Annotated in this window: 20 protein-coding genes; 11 read left to right on the forward strand and 9 right to left on the reverse strand. The window is 48.5% G+C overall.

Annotated elements, in window-relative coordinates; genetic code table 11:
* The first annotated feature begins 93 nt into the window (after positions 1–93).
* The 8 genes from HZB61_14905 (at position 94) to HZB61_14940 (ending at position 9,985) form a co-directional block, all read left to right on the forward strand.
* Positions 94–1,563: an MCE family protein gene (locus tag HZB61_14905; protein MBI5057899.1), complete on the forward strand. Its 1,470-nt coding sequence runs from the start codon at positions 94–96 to the stop codon at positions 1,561–1,563.
* 221 nt (positions 1,564–1,784) lie between these two features.
* A complete protein-coding gene (locus HZB61_14910; protein ID MBI5057900.1) occupies positions 1,785–3,551 on the forward strand; it encodes a VCBS repeat-containing protein in 1,767 nt (588 codons plus the stop codon).
* 26 nt (positions 3,552–3,577) lie between these two features.
* Positions 3,578–4,288, forward strand: coding sequence for a di-trans,poly-cis-decaprenylcistransferase (uppS, locus tag HZB61_14915; GenBank protein MBI5057901.1), 711 nt, complete (start codon positions 3,578–3,580; stop codon positions 4,286–4,288).
* A gap of 42 nt (positions 4,289–4,330) precedes the next feature.
* Positions 4,331–5,146 (forward strand): phosphatidate cytidylyltransferase, encoded by an 816-nt coding sequence (locus HZB61_14920; protein ID MBI5057902.1) that lies wholly within the window; start codon positions 4,331–4,333, stop codon positions 5,144–5,146.
* Positions 5,143–6,300, forward strand: coding sequence for a 1-deoxy-D-xylulose-5-phosphate reductoisomerase (locus tag HZB61_14925; protein MBI5057903.1), 1,158 nt, complete (start codon positions 5,143–5,145; stop codon positions 6,298–6,300). Before HZB61_14920 ends, HZB61_14925 begins: the two co-directional genes overlap by 4 nt.
* Before the next feature lie 42 nt (positions 6,301–6,342).
* The gene (rseP, locus tag HZB61_14930) at positions 6,343–7,446 is read left to right on the forward strand and encodes an RIP metalloprotease RseP (protein MBI5057904.1); all 1,104 of its coding nucleotides are present in this window, start codon (positions 6,343–6,345) and stop codon (positions 7,444–7,446) included.
* Positions 7,443–7,916, forward strand: a complete 474-nt coding sequence (locus HZB61_14935) for an NUDIX hydrolase (GenBank protein ID MBI5057905.1) — start codon at positions 7,443–7,445, stop codon at positions 7,914–7,916. The genes rseP and HZB61_14935 overlap by 4 nt, the downstream gene beginning before the upstream one ends.
* 155 nt (positions 7,917–8,071) lie before the next feature.
* Positions 8,072–9,985, forward strand: coding sequence for an aconitate hydratase (locus HZB61_14940; protein ID MBI5057906.1), 1,914 nt, complete (start codon positions 8,072–8,074; stop codon positions 9,983–9,985).
* 56 nt (positions 9,986–10,041) lie between these two features.
* Here HZB61_14940 and fabD read toward each other — a convergent pair whose 3' ends face one another.
* The 9 genes from fabD to HZB61_14985 form a co-directional block, all read right to left on the reverse strand.
* Entirely contained in the window at positions 10,042–10,971 is a 930-nt protein-coding gene (gene fabD, locus HZB61_14945; GenBank protein MBI5057907.1) for an ACP S-malonyltransferase, read from the reverse strand.
* 1 nt (position 10,972) lies between these two features.
* On the reverse strand, positions 10,973–12,169 hold the full coding sequence (locus HZB61_14950) for a 4Fe-4S binding protein (protein MBI5057908.1): 1,197 nt from the start codon (positions 12,167–12,169) through the stop codon (positions 10,973–10,975).
* Between the two features lie 28 nt (positions 12,170–12,197).
* Positions 12,198–12,980: an electron transfer flavoprotein subunit beta/FixA family protein gene (locus HZB61_14955; protein ID MBI5057909.1), complete on the reverse strand. Its 783-nt coding sequence runs from the start codon at positions 12,978–12,980 to the stop codon at positions 12,198–12,200.
* 119 nt (positions 12,981–13,099) lie between these two features.
* Positions 13,100–13,801, reverse strand: a complete 702-nt coding sequence (locus HZB61_14960; GenBank protein MBI5057910.1) for a hypothetical protein — start codon at positions 13,799–13,801, stop codon at positions 13,100–13,102.
* Between the two features lie 10 nt (positions 13,802–13,811).
* On the reverse strand, positions 13,812–14,969 hold the full coding sequence (locus tag HZB61_14965; protein ID MBI5057911.1) for an acyl-CoA dehydrogenase family protein: 1,158 nt from the start codon (positions 14,967–14,969) through the stop codon (positions 13,812–13,814).
* A gap of 101 nt (positions 14,970–15,070) precedes the next feature.
* Positions 15,071–16,090 (reverse strand): ketoacyl-ACP synthase III, encoded by a 1,020-nt coding sequence (locus HZB61_14970; protein MBI5057912.1) that lies wholly within the window; start codon positions 16,088–16,090, stop codon positions 15,071–15,073.
* Positions 16,038–17,063, reverse strand: a complete 1,026-nt coding sequence (plsX, locus tag HZB61_14975; protein ID MBI5057913.1) for a phosphate acyltransferase PlsX — start codon at positions 17,061–17,063, stop codon at positions 16,038–16,040. Before plsX ends, HZB61_14970 begins: the two co-directional genes overlap by 53 nt.
* Positions 17,060–17,251 (reverse strand): 50S ribosomal protein L32, encoded by a 192-nt coding sequence (gene rpmF / locus HZB61_14980; GenBank protein ID MBI5057914.1) that lies wholly within the window; start codon positions 17,249–17,251, stop codon positions 17,060–17,062. Before rpmF ends, plsX begins: the two co-directional genes overlap by 4 nt.
* A gap of 3 nt (positions 17,252–17,254) precedes the next feature.
* The gene (locus HZB61_14985; protein MBI5057915.1) at positions 17,255–17,779 is read right to left on the reverse strand and encodes a DUF177 domain-containing protein; all 525 of its coding nucleotides are present in this window, start codon (positions 17,777–17,779) and stop codon (positions 17,255–17,257) included.
* 196 nt (positions 17,780–17,975) lie between these two features.
* Here HZB61_14985 and HZB61_14990 point away from each other — a divergent pair, with 196 nt between their 5' ends.
* The 3 genes from HZB61_14990 (at position 17,976) to HZB61_15000 (ending at position 20,871) form a co-directional block, all read left to right on the forward strand.
* Positions 17,976–18,770: a YkgJ family cysteine cluster protein gene (locus tag HZB61_14990; GenBank protein ID MBI5057916.1), complete on the forward strand. Its 795-nt coding sequence runs from the start codon at positions 17,976–17,978 to the stop codon at positions 18,768–18,770.
* A gap of 157 nt (positions 18,771–18,927) precedes the next feature.
* On the forward strand, positions 18,928–19,728 hold the full coding sequence (lsrF, locus tag HZB61_14995; GenBank protein MBI5057917.1) for a 3-hydroxy-5-phosphonooxypentane-2,4-dione thiolase: 801 nt from the start codon (positions 18,928–18,930) through the stop codon (positions 19,726–19,728).
* A 114-nt stretch (positions 19,729–19,842) separates the two neighbouring features.
* Entirely contained in the window at positions 19,843–20,871 is a 1,029-nt protein-coding gene (locus HZB61_15000; GenBank protein ID MBI5057918.1) for an alcohol dehydrogenase catalytic domain-containing protein, read from the forward strand.
* The last annotated feature ends 216 nt before the right edge of the window (positions 20,872–21,087 follow it).

Here is a 21,087-nt window from a genome sequence, read left to right on the forward strand (position 1 = left end):
AGGGCAGGCTTCGGGCATGACAAAATTAATAAATAGCAATTTATGGACAGACACTAAAGAATCAACAATGGGAAATTCCTTAATTGAACTAATATGAAAAATGTCTCCGCAGAACTGAAGGTCGGTATCTTTGCAATCACGGTGATCATTATTCTCTCGTATATGACGTTCAAGGTCGGGAGAATGCCCTTTATGTGGGAGAAGGGATACAAGCTTTACGCTGAATTTGATGACGCAAGCGGTCTTGATGAAAGGTCCCGTGTTAAACTCGCGGGCGTTGACGTCGGGATAATTGAAAAGATCGATCTTGCGGACGGCAAGGCAAGGCTCACGCTCATCATCAATCCTGACGTTAAGCTTTACAAAAATACAAGGGCGTCTTTGAAGATGTCCGGTCTTCTCGGCGACAAGTACCTTGCCCTTTCAAGAGGCACGCCTGATCAGCCGCTTCTGAGATCAGGCGACACGATAACGGATGTCACACGCGCTGCCGATATCGAAGAGCTTGCGAAAAAGATGACATCCGCCGCGTCGGACATCAGCGCGCTTGCGACAAGCCTGAAAGATGTTTTTGGAGAAAAAGAGAAGCAGACTTTTACGGAGACGCTCAATAATCTCAGGGACATCACCCGCGACGTCAAGCAGATCACAAAAGAGAACAAGGATTCTTTGCGCAAGATAATTGCCCAGCTTGAAGTATTTACAAAGGCGCTTTCGGAAAAGGGCCCCGGATTCGTAGACGATATGAGCAGGGTCGGGAAGAATCTGGGAGATAAGGGGCCGAAGCTTTTAGATGACATGAGCAAGCTTGTAAATGATCTGAAAGAAGTAGTGGAGGAAAACAGATACGCGTTTAAGGAGAGCATGGAGAACCTGAGGACCGGTTCAAAGTCAGTGACCGAGATTGCCCGGAAGATAGAGAGCGGAGAGGGGACCCTCGGCAAGCTTGTAAAGGATGAAAAGCTTTACAACTCCCTGAGCAAGGTTTCGGATGAGGTAGGCAAGTCGCTTGACGTCGCAAGCGGGATGAGGACCTTCCTTGATTTCCATACCGAATATAACACGGGTGAGGCGGAATGGAAGGGGTACTTTGACCTCACACTGCAGCCCAAAAAGGACAAATACTATATTCTCGGCGTCGTAGCTGACCCGAAGGGTTCGGTTGAGACCACGGACAAAATAATAAACGGCGTTGAAACAACCGAGGAGGAAACAAAAAGTAAAATAGAGTTTTCCGCCCAGTACGCGCAGCGGTTTGAGGACCTCGCGCTAAGGATAGGAATGACGGAAAACACCTTCGGCTTCGGCGCGGACTATTTTTTTAACAAAGACCTTGGCCGGGCCAAATTTGATATATGGGACCTCAGCGCAAAAGAGGCGGATGCGAAAAGGGCGCACGCAAGGGTCGGGATTGATTACAGGATGTTCAAATATATTTTTATCAGCACCGGCATTGATAATCTTTTGAATTCCAGCCGGAGGGGGATATATGTCGGCGGCGGTTTGAAGTTTGAGGACGAGGACTTTAAATACTTATTGGGCAGAATGCCGGCCCTGCGTTAGCCTCCTGAGGCTGCAGGTTTTTGAAAGTTGCAAATCTAATGTATGGTCTTGTTATTCCTGCTTGTCCGGAATCTTTCTTACGGAAGGACTCTTGGCAAGCCAACAGTAGGTGCTTTAGGCACGGGAGTGACAGCCCCGCAGGACATTTGTTATGTTGGGACCATAATTCAATTTACACTGGAATAAGTTATAATATTCCCCGGTTTTACGGAAGAAAACTTATGAAAAAAAATTGTATAGAATTTATTGTCTTTATTGTTTTTTCCTGCTTTTGTGCTGCGGCGTCTGAAGCCGCTCCTCAAAACACCGGGACGGACAATCCCGTACAAAGCGTAAAAGAGGCGGTCCTTTCTTATTTTAATCCGGTCAGCGGCGTTGTAACGGATGCTGCGGGCGGAGTTGCGAGAATAAGGCTGGACGGTGAAGTGAGCGTTAAAAAGGGAATGCGCTTTTCAGTTTTCAGGAAGGGCAGGCCTTTTTATCATCCCATAACAAATGAGTTGATCGCGGACATGGAAGACTTCGCAGGTGCAGTCGAGGTAAAGGACGAAAAACCGGGTGAGGGATTATATTCCTGTTCTATAGTCCAGGGCGATGTAAAAGCCGGAGACGCCGTCAGGATCTCAACCTCAAAGATAAAGCTCGCGTTTTTTCAGGACAAGAAATCAGACTGGAAATTGTCCGAGGATTTTTACGGCGCGATAAAAGATTCGGGACGTTTTGAGGTCCTGGAATCATACGCTTCAACAAGCAGTCCTGAGGATTTAGTGAAACTTGCAAAAGGGCTCGGCGCTGAAGCGATGCTCCTGTTTTCAACGTCTTTTAAAGATGAAAAGAAATTTATAAGTACGAGATTGTACTGGACAGAAGACGCAAAGATGTTCGCTGACATAGAAGAAGCTGCGGGCGGCGCAATGAATATGCTCGCTCCCGCGGAGGAGTTTTTGACCTCTTCTTTATCAAATAAGGAGCCGTGGGGGAGCTATAAGCTTGCCGGGGGCCAGCTTATAGCGGCCGGCGATGTTGATAACAACGGCGTTACTGAAATTGTCGTGAGCGACGGTAAAAATATCAGCATCTATAATTTAAAAGAGGACCTTCAGGAATTATGGAACATACCGGGGAACATCCATGAGAGGCATCTGTCAATAGATGTCATGGATGTGAATAATAACGGCAGGGCTGAAATATTCGTCACCTCCATGATAGAGGGCGGCGCGATAAAGACCAGCGACGTCAAGGTGAAAGACGACATGAGGATCAAATCATTTGTGCTGGAATATGATCCCTCGTCAGGCTATAAAAGAATAAACGATGATATCCCTTATTTTCTGAGGGTAAGCGGCAGGACGCTCCTGATGCAAAAGTTCATCCCGGGCAGAATATTTGACGGCCCCGTTTATGAGGCTGAGTGGAAAGACGGAGACTACCAGCCCAAGAGGCCCCTTGACCTGCCTGCTGGCGCCAACGTCTACGGTTTTACCTATATCGACTGGCAGGACAAAGGACAAAATCATATGGTGACATTTGACGATAAAGGGTATTTGATGATGTATGATCACAACGGGCAGATGGTCTGGCAGAGCGACAAGTCTTGCGGCGACCCTTCCCTCACATTTGAAAGTGATACAGGTTCCGTAGCCAATCCAACTAAAAAGTGGGCGGTCCGCGGCAGGCTCATCTCCGTAAAAACAGGACGCGGGCAGGAGATCATAGCGGTAGACAGGACACCTGTGGTATCTAATGTGCCGGGGCTCGGAACGGGCGGGGGAGAGGTGCGTTCTTTCTGGTGGAACGGCAGCGCCATGGAGGAGAAGGTGATCCTGTCGGAGCTTTCAGGCACTGTAACTGATTACTGGATAGAAGGCAAGAAATTGTTTGTTGTCGCCAAAGGCAATTTAATGACATTCGTCAGGAATGCCGTTACAGGAGAATTATCAAAGGGCAGCATACTTTATTATTATCATTTAGGCGAAGATACCAGATAAATTTTTATTTTTGAGACAAGATACAAATGGATATAAAACACGCTGCAATCATTATGGACGGCAACGGCCGCTGGGCTGAGATGAGGGGACTCCCCCGCATCGAGGGACACAGAAACGGGGTGAAGAGGGTAAACGAAATAATCGACGCCTCTATGGAGATAGGATTAAGTGCGGTCACTTTCTATACGTTCTCAATGGAGAACTGGAACAGACCCGCTGCTGAAGTGAATGCACTCATGCGGCTTCTTGATAAATACCTCAGGGGCGAAATGCTCAGGCTGCACAAGCTGAATATTGTTTTCAGGGCCATCGGCACAATTGAAAAGCTCCCCTCCGGCATCCAGAAGCTGCTTCATGATTTTGAAACATTGACAAAAAACAACACCGGGCTGATTGTCACAACCGCGCTCAGTTACGGCGGCAGGACGGAGATAGTAAGCGCGGTCAAGAAGTTGATTGAAAAAGGCGTCCGGCCTGAAGATATAGATGAAAAATATTTTGAATCTTTCCTTTATACTGTAGGGATACCCGACCCGGATTTAATTATACGCACGAGCGGGGAGATGAGGCTGAGCAATTTTCTCCTCTGGCAGTCTGCGTATGCGGAGTTTTATTTTACCGAGACCCTCTGGCCTGACTTCGGCAGGGCTGAATTTATTTCCGCAATCCGGGAATATCAGGGCAGGGAGCGGCGTTTCGGGGCCTTGCCTGAGAGAGCAAAAAAGGTAAAGACATAATAAGGTAATTTAACAAAATACCGAAAGGATTGATCGGAAAGAATGCAGAAAGAGGGAAAGACAAGTTCGTTTATCAGAAGACATCTAATAGCTGCCTTGGTCCTGCCGTTTTTAATTTCGTACCTTTATTACTTGCCTCCGGTGCCGTATTTTATTGCCCTGCTGATTGCCGTAGCCATGTTTGCGATGTGGGAATTTTTTGTAATGTATAAAGTGCCTGCAAAGATGTATGTGCCGGGAATAGTCTCCGGCGGCATTCTGCTTTTTTTATATTGCCGGTTCCCTGAATATTTTGTAAACGGTGTTTTTGCCGTTCTGTTCCTCCTTCTTTTTTTCAGACTGTTTTTCATGTCGACCCCGGCAGGATGTATGCGGGATGTCGGTCCTGTCTGGATAGGGATATTTTATATAGCAGGGTTCCTGAGCTTTCAATGGCTGTTGAGGACCGGGCCATTAGGCACGGAATATATATTCCTGCTTTATACGTCGGTCTGGCTCTCAGACAGCATGGCTTACTACATCGGAACGTATTTGGGACGGAATAAATTGTATCCAGCGATCAGCCCGAATAAAACTATTGAAGGCGCCTTCGGAAGCGTTCTTGGCGGGATTCTGGGGATTGTAATTATAAAAACTATTTTTAATCTGTCCATGCTTTCGGCCGCGGCAGTAATAGCAATCGGCGCGGCCATGGGCATATCGTCACTGGTCGGCGATCTGATTGAATCCATGTTCAAGAGAGACGCCGGGGTAAAGGACTCAAGCCATCTGATCCCGGCCCACGGCGGGTTGCTTGACAAGCTTGACGGCATCCTCGTTGCCGGGCCTGTTCTTTATCTGATTGTGAGGTACTTTTGAAAAGGCTTTCTATCCTGGGATCAACAGGCTCTATCGGCAGGAACACAATTGAGGTGGTCAACAACCATCCCGATAAATTTAAAGTTGTAGGCCTTGCCGCAAGAAACAATATTGAGCTGCTTGAGTCGCAGATACGGACCTTTAAACCAAAGGTTGTGGCAGTATATGACGAGTCAGCCGCCGCAGTCCTGAAGAAAAAAGACCTCCGCGTTGAAGTCCTCACCGGAGAGCGGGGACTCATTGAGGTGGCAACTCTTAATGACACCGATGTGGTTGTCTCCGCTATTGTCGGCTCTGACGGTCTTGTTCCAACGCATGAAGCCATAAAGGCCGGAAAGGACATCGCGCTTGCGAACAAGGAAGTCCTTGTCATGGCAGGCGGCCTGATCATCGCGGAGGCTGCGAAGCGCGGCGTCAAATTGATACCTGTGGACAGCGAGCACAGCGCGATCTTTCAGTGCTTAAACGGCAGGGACATGGATGAGGTCCATAAGATCGTATTGACGGCATCTGGAGGCGCATTCCTGAGAATGGATGCATCTGAGCTTGAGGCGGTAACTCCGGCACAGGCGCTGAAACACCCGACCTGGGCCATGGGCAAAAAGATCACCATAGACTCGGCCTCTCTGATGAACAAGGGGCTTGAGGTGATCGAGGCGTGCTGGCTTTTTGATATGCCGCCTGAAAAGGTTGACGTGGTCCTTCACCCGCAGAGCATAATACACTCAATGGTCAAGTTCATAGACGGCAGCGTTATCGCGCATATGTCGGTCCCTGACATGAAAGGCCCGATAAGTTACGCGCTCTCATATCCGCACAGGTTTCAGGGTGTCCTGCCGGCGCTTAACCTGCCGGAGGTGAAAGAGCTAACCTTTGAAGAACCGGACCTCAGGAGATTTCCATCGCTTTCCCTGGCATATGACGCGATCAGGGCAGGCGGCACCATGCCGTGCGTATTGAACGCGGCGAATGAAGTAGCAGTGGGGATGTTCCTTGAAGGGAAAATATCATTTACCTCAATCCCGCGTGTGATTTCCAGAACAATGTCGGAACACAAGGTCTTAAGTTCTGATACAATTGAAGTAGTGCTAAACGCATCGGAAGGGGCCAAACAAAGGGCCTCGGAGATAGCGGAAGAGTTAAGAATTATGTAGGGACGAGGCGGCGCCTCGTCCTTTAGAAAGGTAATTTTAATTATGACAGTTTTATGGGCGGTTATTTTTTTCGGGTTGCTGATCTTTTTTCACGAGCTCGGGCATTTCATACTTGCAAAGCTTGTTAACGTGAAGGTGCTGAAATTCTCTCTCGGTTTCGGCCCCAAGCTGATCGGCAAAAAGATCGGCGAGACAGAATATTTGATCTCTGCCATCCCGCTTGGCGGCTACGTGAAGCCCCTTGGCGAGGAGCCTGGTGAAGAGATGAAGGAAGAAGACAAACCGAGGGCGTTTAATTTTCAGCCCGTCTGGAAGAGGGTGGCGATCGTCGTTGCGGGGCCGGTCTTTAATATTGTGCTTGCATACATTATTTTTCTGACGTTTCTGAGTTTGAATTACCCGGTGGCAATACCCAAGCTCGACAGCATGACGTCCACGATCGAAGGAGTTTCTGAAAATTCTCCGGCCCAGAAAGCCGGGCTGAAAAAAGACGACACCATCGTGGAGATCAACGGAACAGCCATTATGGACTGGAATGAGATGGCCGATATCTTTTCAAAGAACCCGGGGAAAGAATTAAACCTGAAAGTTAAAAGAGGCGGTGATCTCATCAATGTACAGATTGTCCCGGAGCCTGCCAAGGCAACAGATGAAAGCGGCAAGGAGATCACGGTCGGCAGGATAGGCATTTCAAAAAAACTTGATGTAAATCTGGTACAGAGCGAAAGCATCTTCAGCGCGCCATTTAAAGCGGTGGAAGCCGTATACCACTGGTGTTACCTCACAATCGAAGTCGTGGTCAAGTTGTTCACCGGCTCGGTCTCGTCGAAACAGGTCGGCGGCCCGATATTGATTGTTGACGCCGCATCCAAGGCGGCTGCGGTCGGGGCCTTTGCCTATTTCAATTTTATCGCCATCATCAGCATCAACCTCGCGGTCCTCAACCTGCTGCCGGTCCCTGTCCTTGACGGCGGCCACATCATGTTTTTCACCATCGAGGCCGTAAGAGGCAAGCCTTTGAGTGAAAAGATAATGGGCATCGCAAACAAGATCGGCATGGCTTTACTGATGATGTTGATCGCCTTTGTTTTTTATAACGACATCGTGAGGATCGTGGTCCCCTGGGTGCAGAAGAGTATGCAATGAGAGAAAAACCTCCTACGATAAGAAGACAGACTTCTTCAGGCGGGGTCATCTTCCGCGAGAATGACAATCACATAGAAGTGGCGCTTGTCTCCATCAAAAACAGAAAGACGTGGTGCATCCCTAAGGGTATAATAGATAAAGACGAAGACCCTCCGATGGCGGCTTTGAGAGAGGTAAGGGAGGAATCAGGACTGGATGGGGAAATATTAGAGAAGATAGGGCACATTTCTTACTGGTATTTTCTCAAGGAAGAAATGGTCAAGGTGCATAAGACCGTCCACTTCTTTCTTTTGAAATATATTAAAGGCAGCACCGGCGACCACGACGATGAAGTGGAAGAGTCAAGATGGTTCCCGGTAGATGAGGCAATAAATACACTCGCCTACAAGAGCGAAAAACAGATTTTGCAGAAGGCAAAGGGGATGATCCAAGGGTTGGGAAAAAGTAGCTTCCCTGATTTAGAAAACTAACCCGTGACCTGACTGCCGTCAGGCAGGACTTCTGTATTTTTGCGCTTTTGCACTATGGAACTTTCGCTTCCGCTTCTTGACTTAATTACTGTTGCAATCGTAAATTAATTCTTGTTTCATTCATAATTCATAAGAATTTCAAAGGAGATCATTCAATGAACGTTGCGCAGAAATTAATTTCATCACATCTTGTATCGGGCAATATGAAACCCGGCGAAGAGATCGCCATTTCCATAGACCAGACGCTGACTCAGGATGCGACAGGCACTATGGCTTATCTTGAGTTTGAGGCGATGGGGATACCGAAGGTGAAGACGAAACTCTCGGTAAGCTATGTTGATCACAATACACTTCAGACAGGTTTTGAAAACGCTGACGACCATCGCTTTCTCCAGACGATAGCCGCGAAATACGGCATCTACTTTTCAAAGCCCGGCAATGGTATCTGCCATCAGGTACACCTTGAGAGGTTCGCAAAACCGGGGCAGACACTTTTAGGCTCGGACAGTCATACGCCGAATGCAGGCGCAGTCGGGATGCTTGCAATCGGGGCAGGGGGGCTTAATGTTGCACTGGCAATGGCGGGGCAGCCTTTTTATCTGGTGATGCCCAGGGTTGTCAGGGTGAATCTGAAAGGGAGATGCAAGGCGGGAGTAACCGCGAAAGACATCATCCTTGAGGTGCTCAGGAGATTAACGGTAAAAGGCGGCGTTGGAAAGGTAATTGAATACGCGGGTGAAGGTTTAAAACATCTCACTGTCCCTGAAAGGGCGACGATAACAAACATGGGAGCGGAACTCGGGGCGACGTCCTCGGTATTTCCTTCGGATGAACAGACAAAGGCGTTCTTGAAGGCGCAGAAGCGAGGGGCGGACTGGACGGAGCTCAAACCCGATGCTGATGCGGCATATGATGAAGAGGTCGTGATCGAGCTTGATAAACTTGAGCCGGTGATCGCCTTGCCCTCAAGCCCTGACAATGTTAAGCGCGTGAAAGACGTTAAAGGAACTCCGGTGCGGCAGGTTTGCATCGGGAGCTGCGTTAATTCTTCTTACGCGGACCTCATGCTTGCTGCGAAGATACTCAAAAAGAACAAGGTGCATCCTGACGTCAGCCTTGCCATAAGCCCCGGCTCGCGTCAGGCGCTCAGGATGATCACAGACAACGGCGCTTTATCAGACCTTGTCTCAGCAGGCGCGAGGGTGCTTGAGTGCGCCTGCGGCCCTTGCATCGGCATGGGACAGTCTCCTGCGACAGGCGCGGTCTCTCTCAGGACATTCAACAGGAATTTCCCCGGAAGAAGCGGCACTGCAAATGATCAGGTCTATTTGTGCAGCCCATTGACAGCGGCGGTATCAGCGATCACGGGAAAGATCACCGACCCGCGTGAAGTTATAAAAAAGCCGCTCAGATTCACGCTGCCGAAAACATTCGCTGTAGACGACTCAATGATCATCCCGCCATCAAAGAAACCTGACAAGGTGACAGTTGAACGAGGCCCTAACATTAAACCCCTGCCGGTGAGAGGCGCGCTTGAGGAATCACTGAAAGCAAAGGTGATCTTGAAAGTTGGAGATAACATAACCACCGACGATATCATGCCTGCGGGCGCAAAGGTCCTTCCATTGAGATCGAATATCCCGGCGATATCCGAATTTGTTTTTTCAAAAGTGGATTCAACCTTCCCTGCAAGGGCAAAGTCCGCAGGCGGCGGAATAGTCCTTGGCGGTAACAACTACGGCCAGGGCTCAAGCAGGGAGCACGCGGCGCTCGGTCCGATGTATCTCGGCATTAAAGTAGTGCTCGCGAAATCATTCGCGCGCATCCACAAAGACAACCTGATAAATTTCGGCATACTTCCTCTGACCGTTTCCGCTGAAGTTTATGATTCTATCGTCCAGGATTCAGAAATCGAATTCCCAGGCCTTGCAAAAGACGTGAGAGGGTCCTCAGAGGTCACCTTTGTAAATGTCAGCTCAGGTCAAACGTACAAGGCAGAACACGGGCTGACCGAAAGACAGAAGGAAATAATCCTCGCAGGCGGGTTGTTGAATTCCATTAAAAAATAAATATAGTAATCATGACTGCGGCGTTGATTAAGTCAAGATATCGATTCAAGACAGAGTTACTTATTGATTGAACTCAACGTGTCATTGAGACTTTTAGTGTCTTCGACATTTAGGATCTTCACATTGCCGGCTATTCTCTTTATCAGCCCTGAGAGGACTTTTTTGGGGCCCACTTCAACGAATGTATCCACGCCGCTTTCAACCATAGCTTTTATAGAATCTTCCCACAAGAGAGGCTGGTTGAGCTGACGCACGAGTGATGATTTAATTTCGTTTTGGACTTTTAAAAAAGCAGCATCAGCATTGTTCACTATAGGAATTTGAGGGTCATGGAGCTGAGTATTATTTAACAATTCGGCAAGCCGTTCAGACGCGCCTTTCATGAGCGCGCAATGAGAAGGCGCTGATACGGCAAGAGGTATCGCCCTCCGGGCGCCCGCGCTTTCCGCGAGCTTGATCGCCTCTTCAACGGCAGGCTTTTCCCCGGCGATCACGATCTGTCCGGGACAATTATAATTTGCGGGAGCAGCGTAACCTGAATTCACAGAGCTGCACACCTTAATAATTGCATCTCTATCAAGTCCGATGACCGCGGCCATCAAGCCTTTTCCCTCAGGCACCGCCTCCTGCATGTACTGCCCTCTTTTTTCTGAAATTTTCACCGCGTCTGTGAATGAAATAACCCCGGCAGCAGTCACTGCGGTAAACTCACCGAGGCTGTGTCCTGCCACGCAAAAGGGAGTTAACCCTTTTAAGGAGATGATCTTGAATGCAGCATAACTTGCGGTCAGAAGACACGGCTGGGTCCTGAAGGTTTTATTTAGTTCGCTATCAGGGCCGTTAAAGCTAAGCTCCGCGACATCGTATCCGAGGGCGTCTGACGCTTCTTTGTAAATCTTGCGGACTTCTTCAAAATTGTCGTATAAATCCTTCCCCATCCCGACATGCTGCGAACCCTGTCCCGGGAACACAAAGGCGATTTTCATTTTATAATCCTTTTATCTCTTTGATCTTTTTGATGAGCATCGGGACGATCTCAAACATATCGCCGACTATGCCGTAGGTGGCCACGTTGAAAATAGGCGCTTCGGGATTTTTGTTGATCGCGATAATAATGTCGGATGACTGCATGCCGACAAGATGCTGCACCGCTCCTGAGATCCCGCAGGCAAAATATATCTTCGGGTTTACAGTCTTGCCCGTCTGGCCGACCTGATGGCTGTACGGTATCCAGCCCTCGTCAACCGCGGCCCTTGACGCGCCGACAACTCCTCCCAATGCCTGCGCAAGCTCCTCAAGCATTTTAACGCCTTTTTCACCGCCTGCTCCTCTGCCGCCGGCAACAATGATCTCAGCCTCGTGCAGGTTAACGCTGATCCCGGATACCTCTTTCACGGATTCAACTACTTTTGTTCTTGAGGACATATTGCCGGGCTGAACGTGTATGATCTCGCCTGTTTTATTTTCATTGTAAGTCCCTCTCTTCATTACGCGCGGCCTGACGGTTGCCATCTGCGGCCTGTAATCAGGGCAGAGGATTGTCGCCATGATATTGCCGCCGAATGCCGGGCGAACCTGAAGGAGATTCCTGGTTTCTTTATCGATCTCTAATGAAGTGCAATCAGCTGTCAAACCTGTCCTGAGTCTTGCGGCAACGCGCGGGATAAATGATCTCCCTATCGGCGTGGCCCCCGCAAGAACAATCGAAGGCTTCTGTTCACTGATAACTCTTGAGAGGGCTTCCGCGTATGAATCATCGTTGAATTTCAGAAGGCTGGTGTCATTGCACAAAAAAACTTTATCAGCTCCCCACTTGATAAGCTCCTTTGCCTCTGATTCATCAGCTCCAAGTAATACTGCTAAAAGATTTGTCCCGAGTTCATCCGCAAGCCTCCTGCCGACTCCGAGTAACTCAAAGGAAACAGCGGCTGCTTTTCCTTCCCTCTGTTCCGCAAATACCATCACATCTTTATAATCTTCTATCTTTTGCCCTTTGCCCTCTGCCCTTTGCTCTTCAGTCTCATAAATTGCGCCTTCAGGGCACACTGCAATACAGGTCTTGCAGTAATTGCAATATTCATTAATAAAAGCCTTACCGTCTTTCATTACGATCGCGTCAAAGGGACACGAGTTAAGACATGTTTCACAGCCTGTGCATTTATCAACTCTGACAACTATAGACATTTTGTATTCCCTTTCGTTTGCCCCCGGCTTATACGCATTTGATCTTCCTCATCTCTTCGATCAGCGCGTTCACCTGTTCTTCCGGTGTGCCTTCGATCAGCTTCCTCTCAGCCTTTATTTGCGGGGCAAAGATATTTTTCACCTGTGTCGGGGAACCTTTCAAGCCGAGGTTGTTCTCATCGGCGTCAATCTCAGCCTTGCCCATTTTTTTTATCTCCGCCTTTTTTGCGGCCATCTTCCCTTTTAAAGAAGGCATCCTCGGCTGGTTCAATTCCTTGACAACTGTCAGCAAAACCGGAAGTGACGATTCAACGACATCATATCCTTCATCCATAAGACGCTGGACCCTGATGTAATTATCTTTTATCTCTTCTACTTTTCTGATATATGAAATATGCGGTATGCCCAAAAACTCCGCTGTCTCCGGGCCGACCTGCGCTGTATCTCCGTCAATCGCCTGCTTGCCGCAGAAAATAATATCAGCGCCGAGCTTCCTGACCGCCTGCGCGAGCGTATAAGATGTCGCCCAGGTATCGGAGCCGGCAAAGGCCCTGTCCGAAAGAAGCACAGCTTCATCAGCGCCCATGGAGATCGCTTCCCTGAGGGCGGTTTCCGCCTGCGGAGGGCCCATGGTCAGAACAGTCACCTTGCCGCCGGTCTTTTCCTTTATTTGCAGCCCCGCCTCAATTGCGTTGAGATCAAAAGGGTTGATGATGCTCGGAACGCCTTCACGCATGAGGGTGTTCGTTTCAGGATTGATCCTGATCTCTGATGTGTCAGGCACCTGTTTTATGCAGACAATGATGTTCACGTTGTATTTGTCCTCCGTGCTTTGTGTTAAAAACAGAAGCGGCAAGGGCGTACTGCACGCCCTTACCAAAATCAGATTGCTATTATACGATATTGGATTTGGATAGGTAAACCGGTTGTCTACCTGGGATAAAAAATGAAAAAGATGATGCTTGCTAATAAAGCAACCAGCATTGCCAGAATGATGTGTTTTTGTTTTTCAAGCTTTGTGAAAAATATTTCCCTTAACTGGTTCTCCATCGCCTTCAGCTTGTTCTCGACCTCATCCGGCCTTTTTTGCAGTTCGGTAACGGACCTCTGGATCTCTTTCAGGGCAGGCTCGACCTTTTCAAACATCTGTAAAATTCCAGCGTGATTATCTTTTAAAGCGTTGAGCGATTGCCCGTGAGAGTCAACTACTTTTCCCATGTCTTCAAAGGAAGACCGTATATGTTCGTAAGCGCCTGCGATCTGCTGAAGTTTTTCCTTCTGCTCATTGTTGACACGGGTGTTGTTCAGTTCAAAGATATTCTTGAGATCGGATATGCTGGTCTTCACTTCACCGGCGAGATTTTCGGTCTTCTTTTCCAGGTCGAAGAACAGACCCTTTGCCTGTTCCTCAAAGGTTATCAGCAGATTGCTTGTGGAGGACATCAGATTCTCAATTTCCTTTTTTTGATTTTCCATCTCAGTCTCAGTCTGTTTTAATTTCTCAGGAAGCTCTGAGACCGAGTCCCTGATGTCCCTGATCTCTTTTAATGATTTAAAAAATGTGCTCAGCTCGCTGTCAAGCTCCTCGCATTTCTTACGCACATTTTCAAGCTCCTTCCAGTCTGCGTTCATAGCATACCTCCTATTTCTTCTTAGCCGTTTCTTTTATGAGCGCCTGCCCGATGACGTTTCTCTGTATCTGGTTTGTGCCCTCATAGATCTGCAGGATCTTTGCGTCGCGCATCATCTTCTCGACCGGGTATTCTTTCATGTACCCTGACCCGCCCATCACCTGCACGGCGTCAACAGTGACCTTCATTGCAACGTCCGTGGCAAATACCTTTGCCATGGCCGATTCTTTTGACACATCCTTTGCGCCGCTGTCAATGTATTTCGCCACTGCGTACACTAACGACCTTGCGGCCTCGATCTGCGTGGCCATGTCCGCAAGCATATGCTGCACTGCCTGGAAACTTATAACGGGCTGACCGAACTGATGTCGTTCTCTTGCGAAATTTGCAGCGGCCTCAAACGCGCCCTGCGCAACGCCTACTCCCTGAGCGCCTACGCCCGTCCTTGATTTATCAAGCGTCTTCATCGCCACGATAAAACCCATTCCTTCCTTTGAAATAAGGTTCTCCTTCGGGATGCGGCAGTTTTCAAATACAAGCTCTCTTGTCGAGGACGCCCTTATCCCGAGTTTGTTCTCTTTCTTGCCGAAGGTGAATCCCGGCGTGCCTTTTTCAACTATAAACGCCGAGGCGCCTCTTGCTCCTTTAGTCTTATCGGTCATCGCGATTATTGTATAAATCTCCGCCTCGCCGCCGTTGGTTATCCATTGTTTCGTGCCGTTTAAAACATATTCATTGCCTTCAAGTTTTGCAGTCGTCTGCACTCCCGCGGCGTCGCTGCCCGCGTTTGCCTCCGTGAGCGCGAACGCGACAAGCCTCTTTCCTGAAGCAATGTCAGGGAGATATTTCTTTTTCTGCTCCTCTGACGAATAAAGAAGAATAGGGTAGGTGCCAAGCGCATTTGCAGCAAAGGAAGTTGAGACGCCGAGGCAGGCCCTGCTTAATTCCTCTATGGCCAGTGTCAGCTCAAAGCCGCCCATGCCTAATCCCCCGTATTCCTCAGGGATGTAAATCCCGAAAAAGTCGGACTGCGCGAGGGTGTTCATGATTTCCCAGGGGAATTCCTCTTTTTCATCAAGCTCCGCCCTGCACGGCATTACTTTATCCTCGGCGATCTCCCGCGCGAGGTCCCTTATCATTGCCTGGTCTTCTGTAAGAAAATAATCCATTACTCCTCCTTAATTATAAGCCACGAATGAACACGAATGTTCACTAATAAAGAAGTATTTTTTTATTCGTGTATATTCGTGTATATTCGTGGCAAAAATAATCACCATTTGATCAACGCCGAGGCCCAGGTCAGCCCCGCTCCGAAGGCCTCAAGGAGAATATAATCATCCTTTTTTATCCTGCCGGCCCTCACGACTTCATCAAGGGCTATGGGAATTGAGGCGCTTGATGTATTGCCGTACCTGTCCAGATTGACGGCGACCTTGCTCATCGGCAGCTTCAGCCTCTCCGCAGTCGCCTGAATTATCCTGAGATTTGCCTGGTGCGGTATCAGCATCGCAAGCTCGGAGGGCTTTATCTTGTTCTTTTTCAATGTATCAATAACGAGCCTTTCAAGCGTCCTAACCGCGACCTTGAAGGTCTCGTTGCCTTTCATCTTAACAAAATGCATTTTTTCTTTTATGGTTTTTGCGGAAGGAGGATTTAAAGAGCCGCCTCCGGGCAGACAAATAAAATCCCACATGTTCCCGTCAGAATAAAGATGTGTCGAGAGTATCCCGTGCTGCCCCCTTGCCGGCTCAAGCACCACCGCTCCCGCCCCGTCTCCGAATAACACACAGGTAGTCCTGTCGTGCCAGTCAATGAATTTTGACATGACCTCCGCGCCGACAAGCAATACTTTTTTAACGGAGCCGCCTCTTATAAAATTGTCCGCGACAGACAGGCCGTACAAAAAGCCGCTGCAGGCAGCGTTGAGATCAAAGGCCCCTGCATTTTTGGCCCCGAGTTTTTTCTGCAGCAAAGAGGCGGTTGAAGGCATCGGCATGTCGCCGCTCATCGTTGCGACTATGATCAAATCGATCTCCGAGGGGTCGACATCAGCCGCCTTCAGGGCGTTCTTTGATGCCTCAAGGCACAGGTCGGAAGTTGCTTCGGACCCCTTTGCGATCCTCCGCTCTTTTATCCCGGTCCTCCCGGTGATCCATTCGTCGGAGGTGTCCACTTTTCTTTCGAGGTCGAAATTGGTAAGCACCCTCTCAGGGGCGTATGAGCCTGTCCCGGTTATTCTACTCTTTAAAGGCAACTGTTTCCCCCTTTGACAGTTCCTTGCTGAATTCATCTGATATGACGTTAAGAACGCCTTTGCTGTGGAGGTCACCCGCCACCTTTAATGCGTTCTTAATTGCCTTTGATGTGGAGCGGCCGTGACTGATTATGCACGGTTTATTAATGCCAAGCAGAGGAGCGCCGCCGTATTCCGAATAATCAGTCTTCTTCTTGAAATTCTTGAGCGCGCCTTTAAAAAACAGGTAGCCGAGCCTGCCCGCGGCCTTCGCGGAAATCTCTCTCTTTAACATCTTTGCCATTGCCTCTGCCAGGCCTTCGCTGATCTTAAGGGCGATATTGCCCACAAAGCCGTCACACACCACTACGTCCGCCTCGCCCGCAAATATATCTTTTCCTTCAACATTGCCGGTAAAATTAACGCGTGAATTTTTTAATAATTTAAAGGTCTCCCTTGTGAGTTCATTGCCCTTTGCGTCTTCCTCGCCTATTCCGAGCAGTCCGATCCTGGGGTTGTCAATATTAAAAATATACCGTGAATAGGCCTCTCCCATTATCGCGAACTGATAGAGATGGACTGGTTTGCAATCCACATTGGCCCCTGCGTCTATGAGGATGAATTTCCCTTTCAATGTCGGCATCACCGCGGCTATCGCGGGACGTTCAATGCCCGGTATATTTCCAAGGACATGAAGCGCCGTAGCCATTACCACACCGGAATTGCCGGCGCTGACCATGGCGTCAGCGTCATTGGATTTCACGAGGTTTATGGCTACCCTTAATGAAGAGTCTTTCTTGCGTCTTAACGCGGTAAGTGGGGACTCATCCATTTCGACTGTCTGAGAGGCGTGTTTGATGCTTATAGGAAGGCCGCTGTAGTTCCGGCTCTTAAGCTCCAAAGATATCTCCGCCTCGTCCCCCACGAGAATGACGGACATATCTTTATTCTCAAGGAGCGCCTCAATTGCGCCTTCCACAGTCGTGGCCGGGGCGTAATCGCCTCCCATTGCGTCTAAGGCTATTCTCATACGGTTTCTTTTTCAACAACTTCGAGTATCTTTTTGCCGTTATAAGTCCCGCAGCTCATGCATACTCTGTGCGGGAGTTTCGGCTCCTGACACTCAGGACAAATTGAGACGCTTGTCAACTGTATCTTCCAGTTTGCGCGTCTTTTGTCTCTTCTGGCTTTACAATGTCGTGATTTTGGATTTGGCATTTTTTACTCCTTTCGTGTTTTTAGCAATTCTTTGAATTTTTCAAGAGGAGCGAGCCTCGGGTCAATTTCCTTTTTCCCGCAGGCGCATGCTCCTTCGTTTAAATTTATCCCGCATCCAGGGCATAAGCCCCGGCATTCATCGCCGCACAGAGGTTTCATGGGAACGGCAAGAAGAATCTGTTCCTTGATCAACTCCTCCATGTCTATCTCATCATCGCGGTAAAAGCTTACATCCAATTCATCGTTGGTCAATTCCAGTTCATTCTTCTCTTTTCCCACCTCTTCAGCGGGGACATATTCCTCCTTAAAGGAAAGGGCCAGCGGCAACGAATATTCTTTCAGACAGCGGCTACACTTGAATTCCGCCGTGACCTTTACCGAGCCTTCGATCAAAACCCTTGTGTCGAATTTTACAGCTTTAATAAAAACGTGAGCTGTATTCGGCTTCTTGCTGTCATTAATGACTACCGGCAGGTCTATTTCCTGCTGCAGGCCTTCTTCGGGAATACCGGAAACGTTAATCTTCATTTCAGTGACCTTCTCTTAAACAGACTTTAAATTATAAGGAGTGTCTAACTTACTTGTCAATTAAGGGAAATTGCCGGAATAAATATTTTGGATTTAAATGTGCCGGTATTGTTATAATTGAACGTTTCTTGCTATAACAGTTTCCTTCATCACGCGATAGCAAAAACTATTTCGCTTAACTTCAAGGAGAATTAAAATGAGTAAAATGGACGCCGTAGAGACTACACACCTGTCGCTTAATTCAAAGTTCAAGTTCAGATGCCATAAGGGGATAAAATGTTTCACAAGGTGCTGCAGTAATATAAATATTCTTTTAACGCCTTATGACGTCATCCGCCTGAAGAACAGGCTGGGGCTGTCTTCCGACGAATTTCTTTTACGTCATACGGTCATGAATATCGACAAACAGACCTCTCACCCCTATGCGTCGCTGAAGATGAATGACGACCCTGAGAAGAAATGCCCTTTTGTCACGCCCGAGGGCTGCACGGTCTACACCGACCGTCCCGCCAATTGCCGCTACTATCCGATAGGCCAGGGGACCCTGAAGAAGGCGGACAAAGACGGCAAGCCTTTTGACGAGGAGTTTTATTTTTTTGTCAGGGAGGAGCATTGTTACGGGTACCACGAAAAAAAGGAATGGACCATAGCGTCGTGGAGAGAGGACCAGGGAGTGGACCTTTACGATAAGATGAACAGGGACTGGAAGGCGCTGCAGCTGCGGAGAAACCTGCTTGGGCAGGCGGAGCTTGATCCGAAGAAACAGACCCAGTTTTACATGGCAAGCTATAATATGGACGCCTTCAGAAAGTTTATCTTTGAAAGCAGGTTCCTGGACGTTTTTGATATCGATAAGGAAACCGTGGAGAAGATCAGAACTGATGAGGTAGAGCTTATGCTTTTCGGCGTCAGATACATTAAATACGTCATGATGCTCGATCAGACTTTGCAGGTCAAGGAAGAAGTGCTGAAGGCGAGAGAGAAGAAATAGAAGCTATGAAGATTAGAGGCTATGAAGTTGAGAAAAGACAACGATTACTATTTCTTTCGTCTTCTTAACTTCCCAACTTCTCAACTTCTTAATATCGTATATTCACAATGAACCTTATTTATAGATGTCATCAATAAATAACAGAGGAGGATCAACTATGGATTGGGGAATGAGAAACCGTTTGGCGCAGATCATTAAGCCGGACGGGCACTGTTTTTTTATGCCGATCGACCATGGATATTTTCTTGGTCCCACATCAAAGCTTGAAAAGCCGGGGGAGACGATCAAGTCGATCACCCGTTTCAGTGACGCGCTGTTTGTTACCAGGGGAGTTTTGCGCTCCTGCATTGACCCTGATAACAGCCTGCCGGTCATCCTGCGCGTATCGGGCGGCTCCAGCGTTATCGGCAAAGACCTTGCCAATGAAAGCATTACAACTTCAATAGAAGAAGCTATCAGGCTGAATGTCTCGGCAGTCGGCTTGTCCATCTTCGTGGGCAGCGAATACGAGCATCAGACCCTGATGAATCTTGCAAACCTCGTAAATGAGTGCGAGAGATACGGCATTCCGGTCATGGCGGTCACCGCTGTCGGCAAAGAGCTTGAAAAACGTGACGCGCGTTATCTGTCGCTTTGCTGCCGCATTGCGGCCGAACTTGGCGCAAAGGTCGTGAAGACATACTGGTGCGAGAATTTTGATAAAATCACAAACGGCTGTCCTGTCCCGGTGGTCATTGCAGGCGGGCCGAAATGCGAGACCGAGCTCCAGGTTTTTGATTTCGTCTATGACGGAATGCAGAAGGGCGCCATCGGCGTCAATCTCGGAAGGAACGTCTGGCAGCATGCCCATCCTGTTGCAATGGCAAGGGCGCTGCATTCCATAATTCACAAAAAAGCCACTCCAAAAGAGGCGCAAGAGATATTTAACGAGGAGAAGAACAAGAAAAGCAGCAGGTAGCCGGCAGTAAAACAAGTAGTTGGTAGTTAGTAGCCGGTAGTCACGGGGAAGTGCATGCCAACCCTTTCCCCCCTGACTACTGACTACTGACTACTGACTACGTAGAAAAAGACGATGCGTGTATTAATGTACTACAACAATAAGGATGTACGGGTTGAGGAGATGCCGGTTCCAAAGATCGGCGCGGGGGAACTTCTGGTGAAGGTCATGGCAAGCGGTATTTGCGGAAGCGATGTCATGGAATGGTACCGGATCAAAAAGGCCCCGCGAGTCCTTGGACATGAGATCACCGGCGAGATCGTCGAGGTTGGAGACGGCGTTAAAAATTATAAAAATGGCGACAGGGTCTTTGTCTCTCATCATGTGCCGTGCAATAAATGTTATTACTGCCTCAAAGGCTCTCACACCGCCTGTGAAACATTGCACAGGACAAACTACGATCCTGGCGGCTTTGCCGAATATTTGAGAGTGCCGCAAATCAATGTTGACCGCGGCGTTTATATTCTTCCCGATGAAATGTCTTATGAAGAAGGCACATTCATCGAACCTCTTGCCTGTGTATTCCGGGGACAGAGGCTGGCGCGGTTAAGACCCGGACAGACGGTGCTGGTCATCGGCAGCGGCATTTCAGGGCTCATACATATCGCGCTTGCCCGCGCTCTCGGTGCTGGACGGATCATTGCCTCTGACATCACGGACTACCGTTTGAAGGCCGCGGAGCGTTTTGGCGCTGACGCGGTGATAAATGCAAAAGACGATGTTCGTGAAAGCCTTCTAAAACTAAACGGCAACAGGCTTGCAGACCTTGTAATTGTCTGCGCGGGCGTGCTGTCCGCGTCAACCACTGCCTTGAATTGCATTGACAGCGGAGGCACCGGTCTATTTTTCGCAGTGCCCGAACCTGAGATCAAAGTCCCCGTGCCGATGAACGACATGTGGCGCAATGAGATAACTTTAATGACCTCATACGGAGCGGCGCCGGTTGACCTCGAAGCCGCTATCAATATGCTAAAGAACAAGAGAGTGGTCCTCAACGATATGGTTACTCACCGGCTGACATTTGATGAAGGACAATTAGGCTTTCAGCTTGTTGCAGGGGCAAAGGACTCGATCAAGGTCATCCTTGAACCTCACAGAATATAGCAAATAAATCCCTTCCATTTTATTTCAAAACATGAGATAATTTTAAAAATTCAGGTCCATTCGTAAAGAAGTTAAATCAGTAGTGTCCGGTTAATATTATGAGAATCATTCATAACAATATGAATACAAAAAACTTTTCCCATGATTTTCATGGTGTCGACTTGAATATAAGTCAGCATATTGGCAATCTTTTCGGAACTGTAATTTCCGGAGGTG

It is taken from the genome of Nitrospirota bacterium (assembly GCA_016214845.1).
In the GTDB taxonomy this organism is placed as follows: domain Bacteria; phylum Nitrospirota; class Thermodesulfovibrionia; order UBA6902; family UBA6902; genus SURF-23.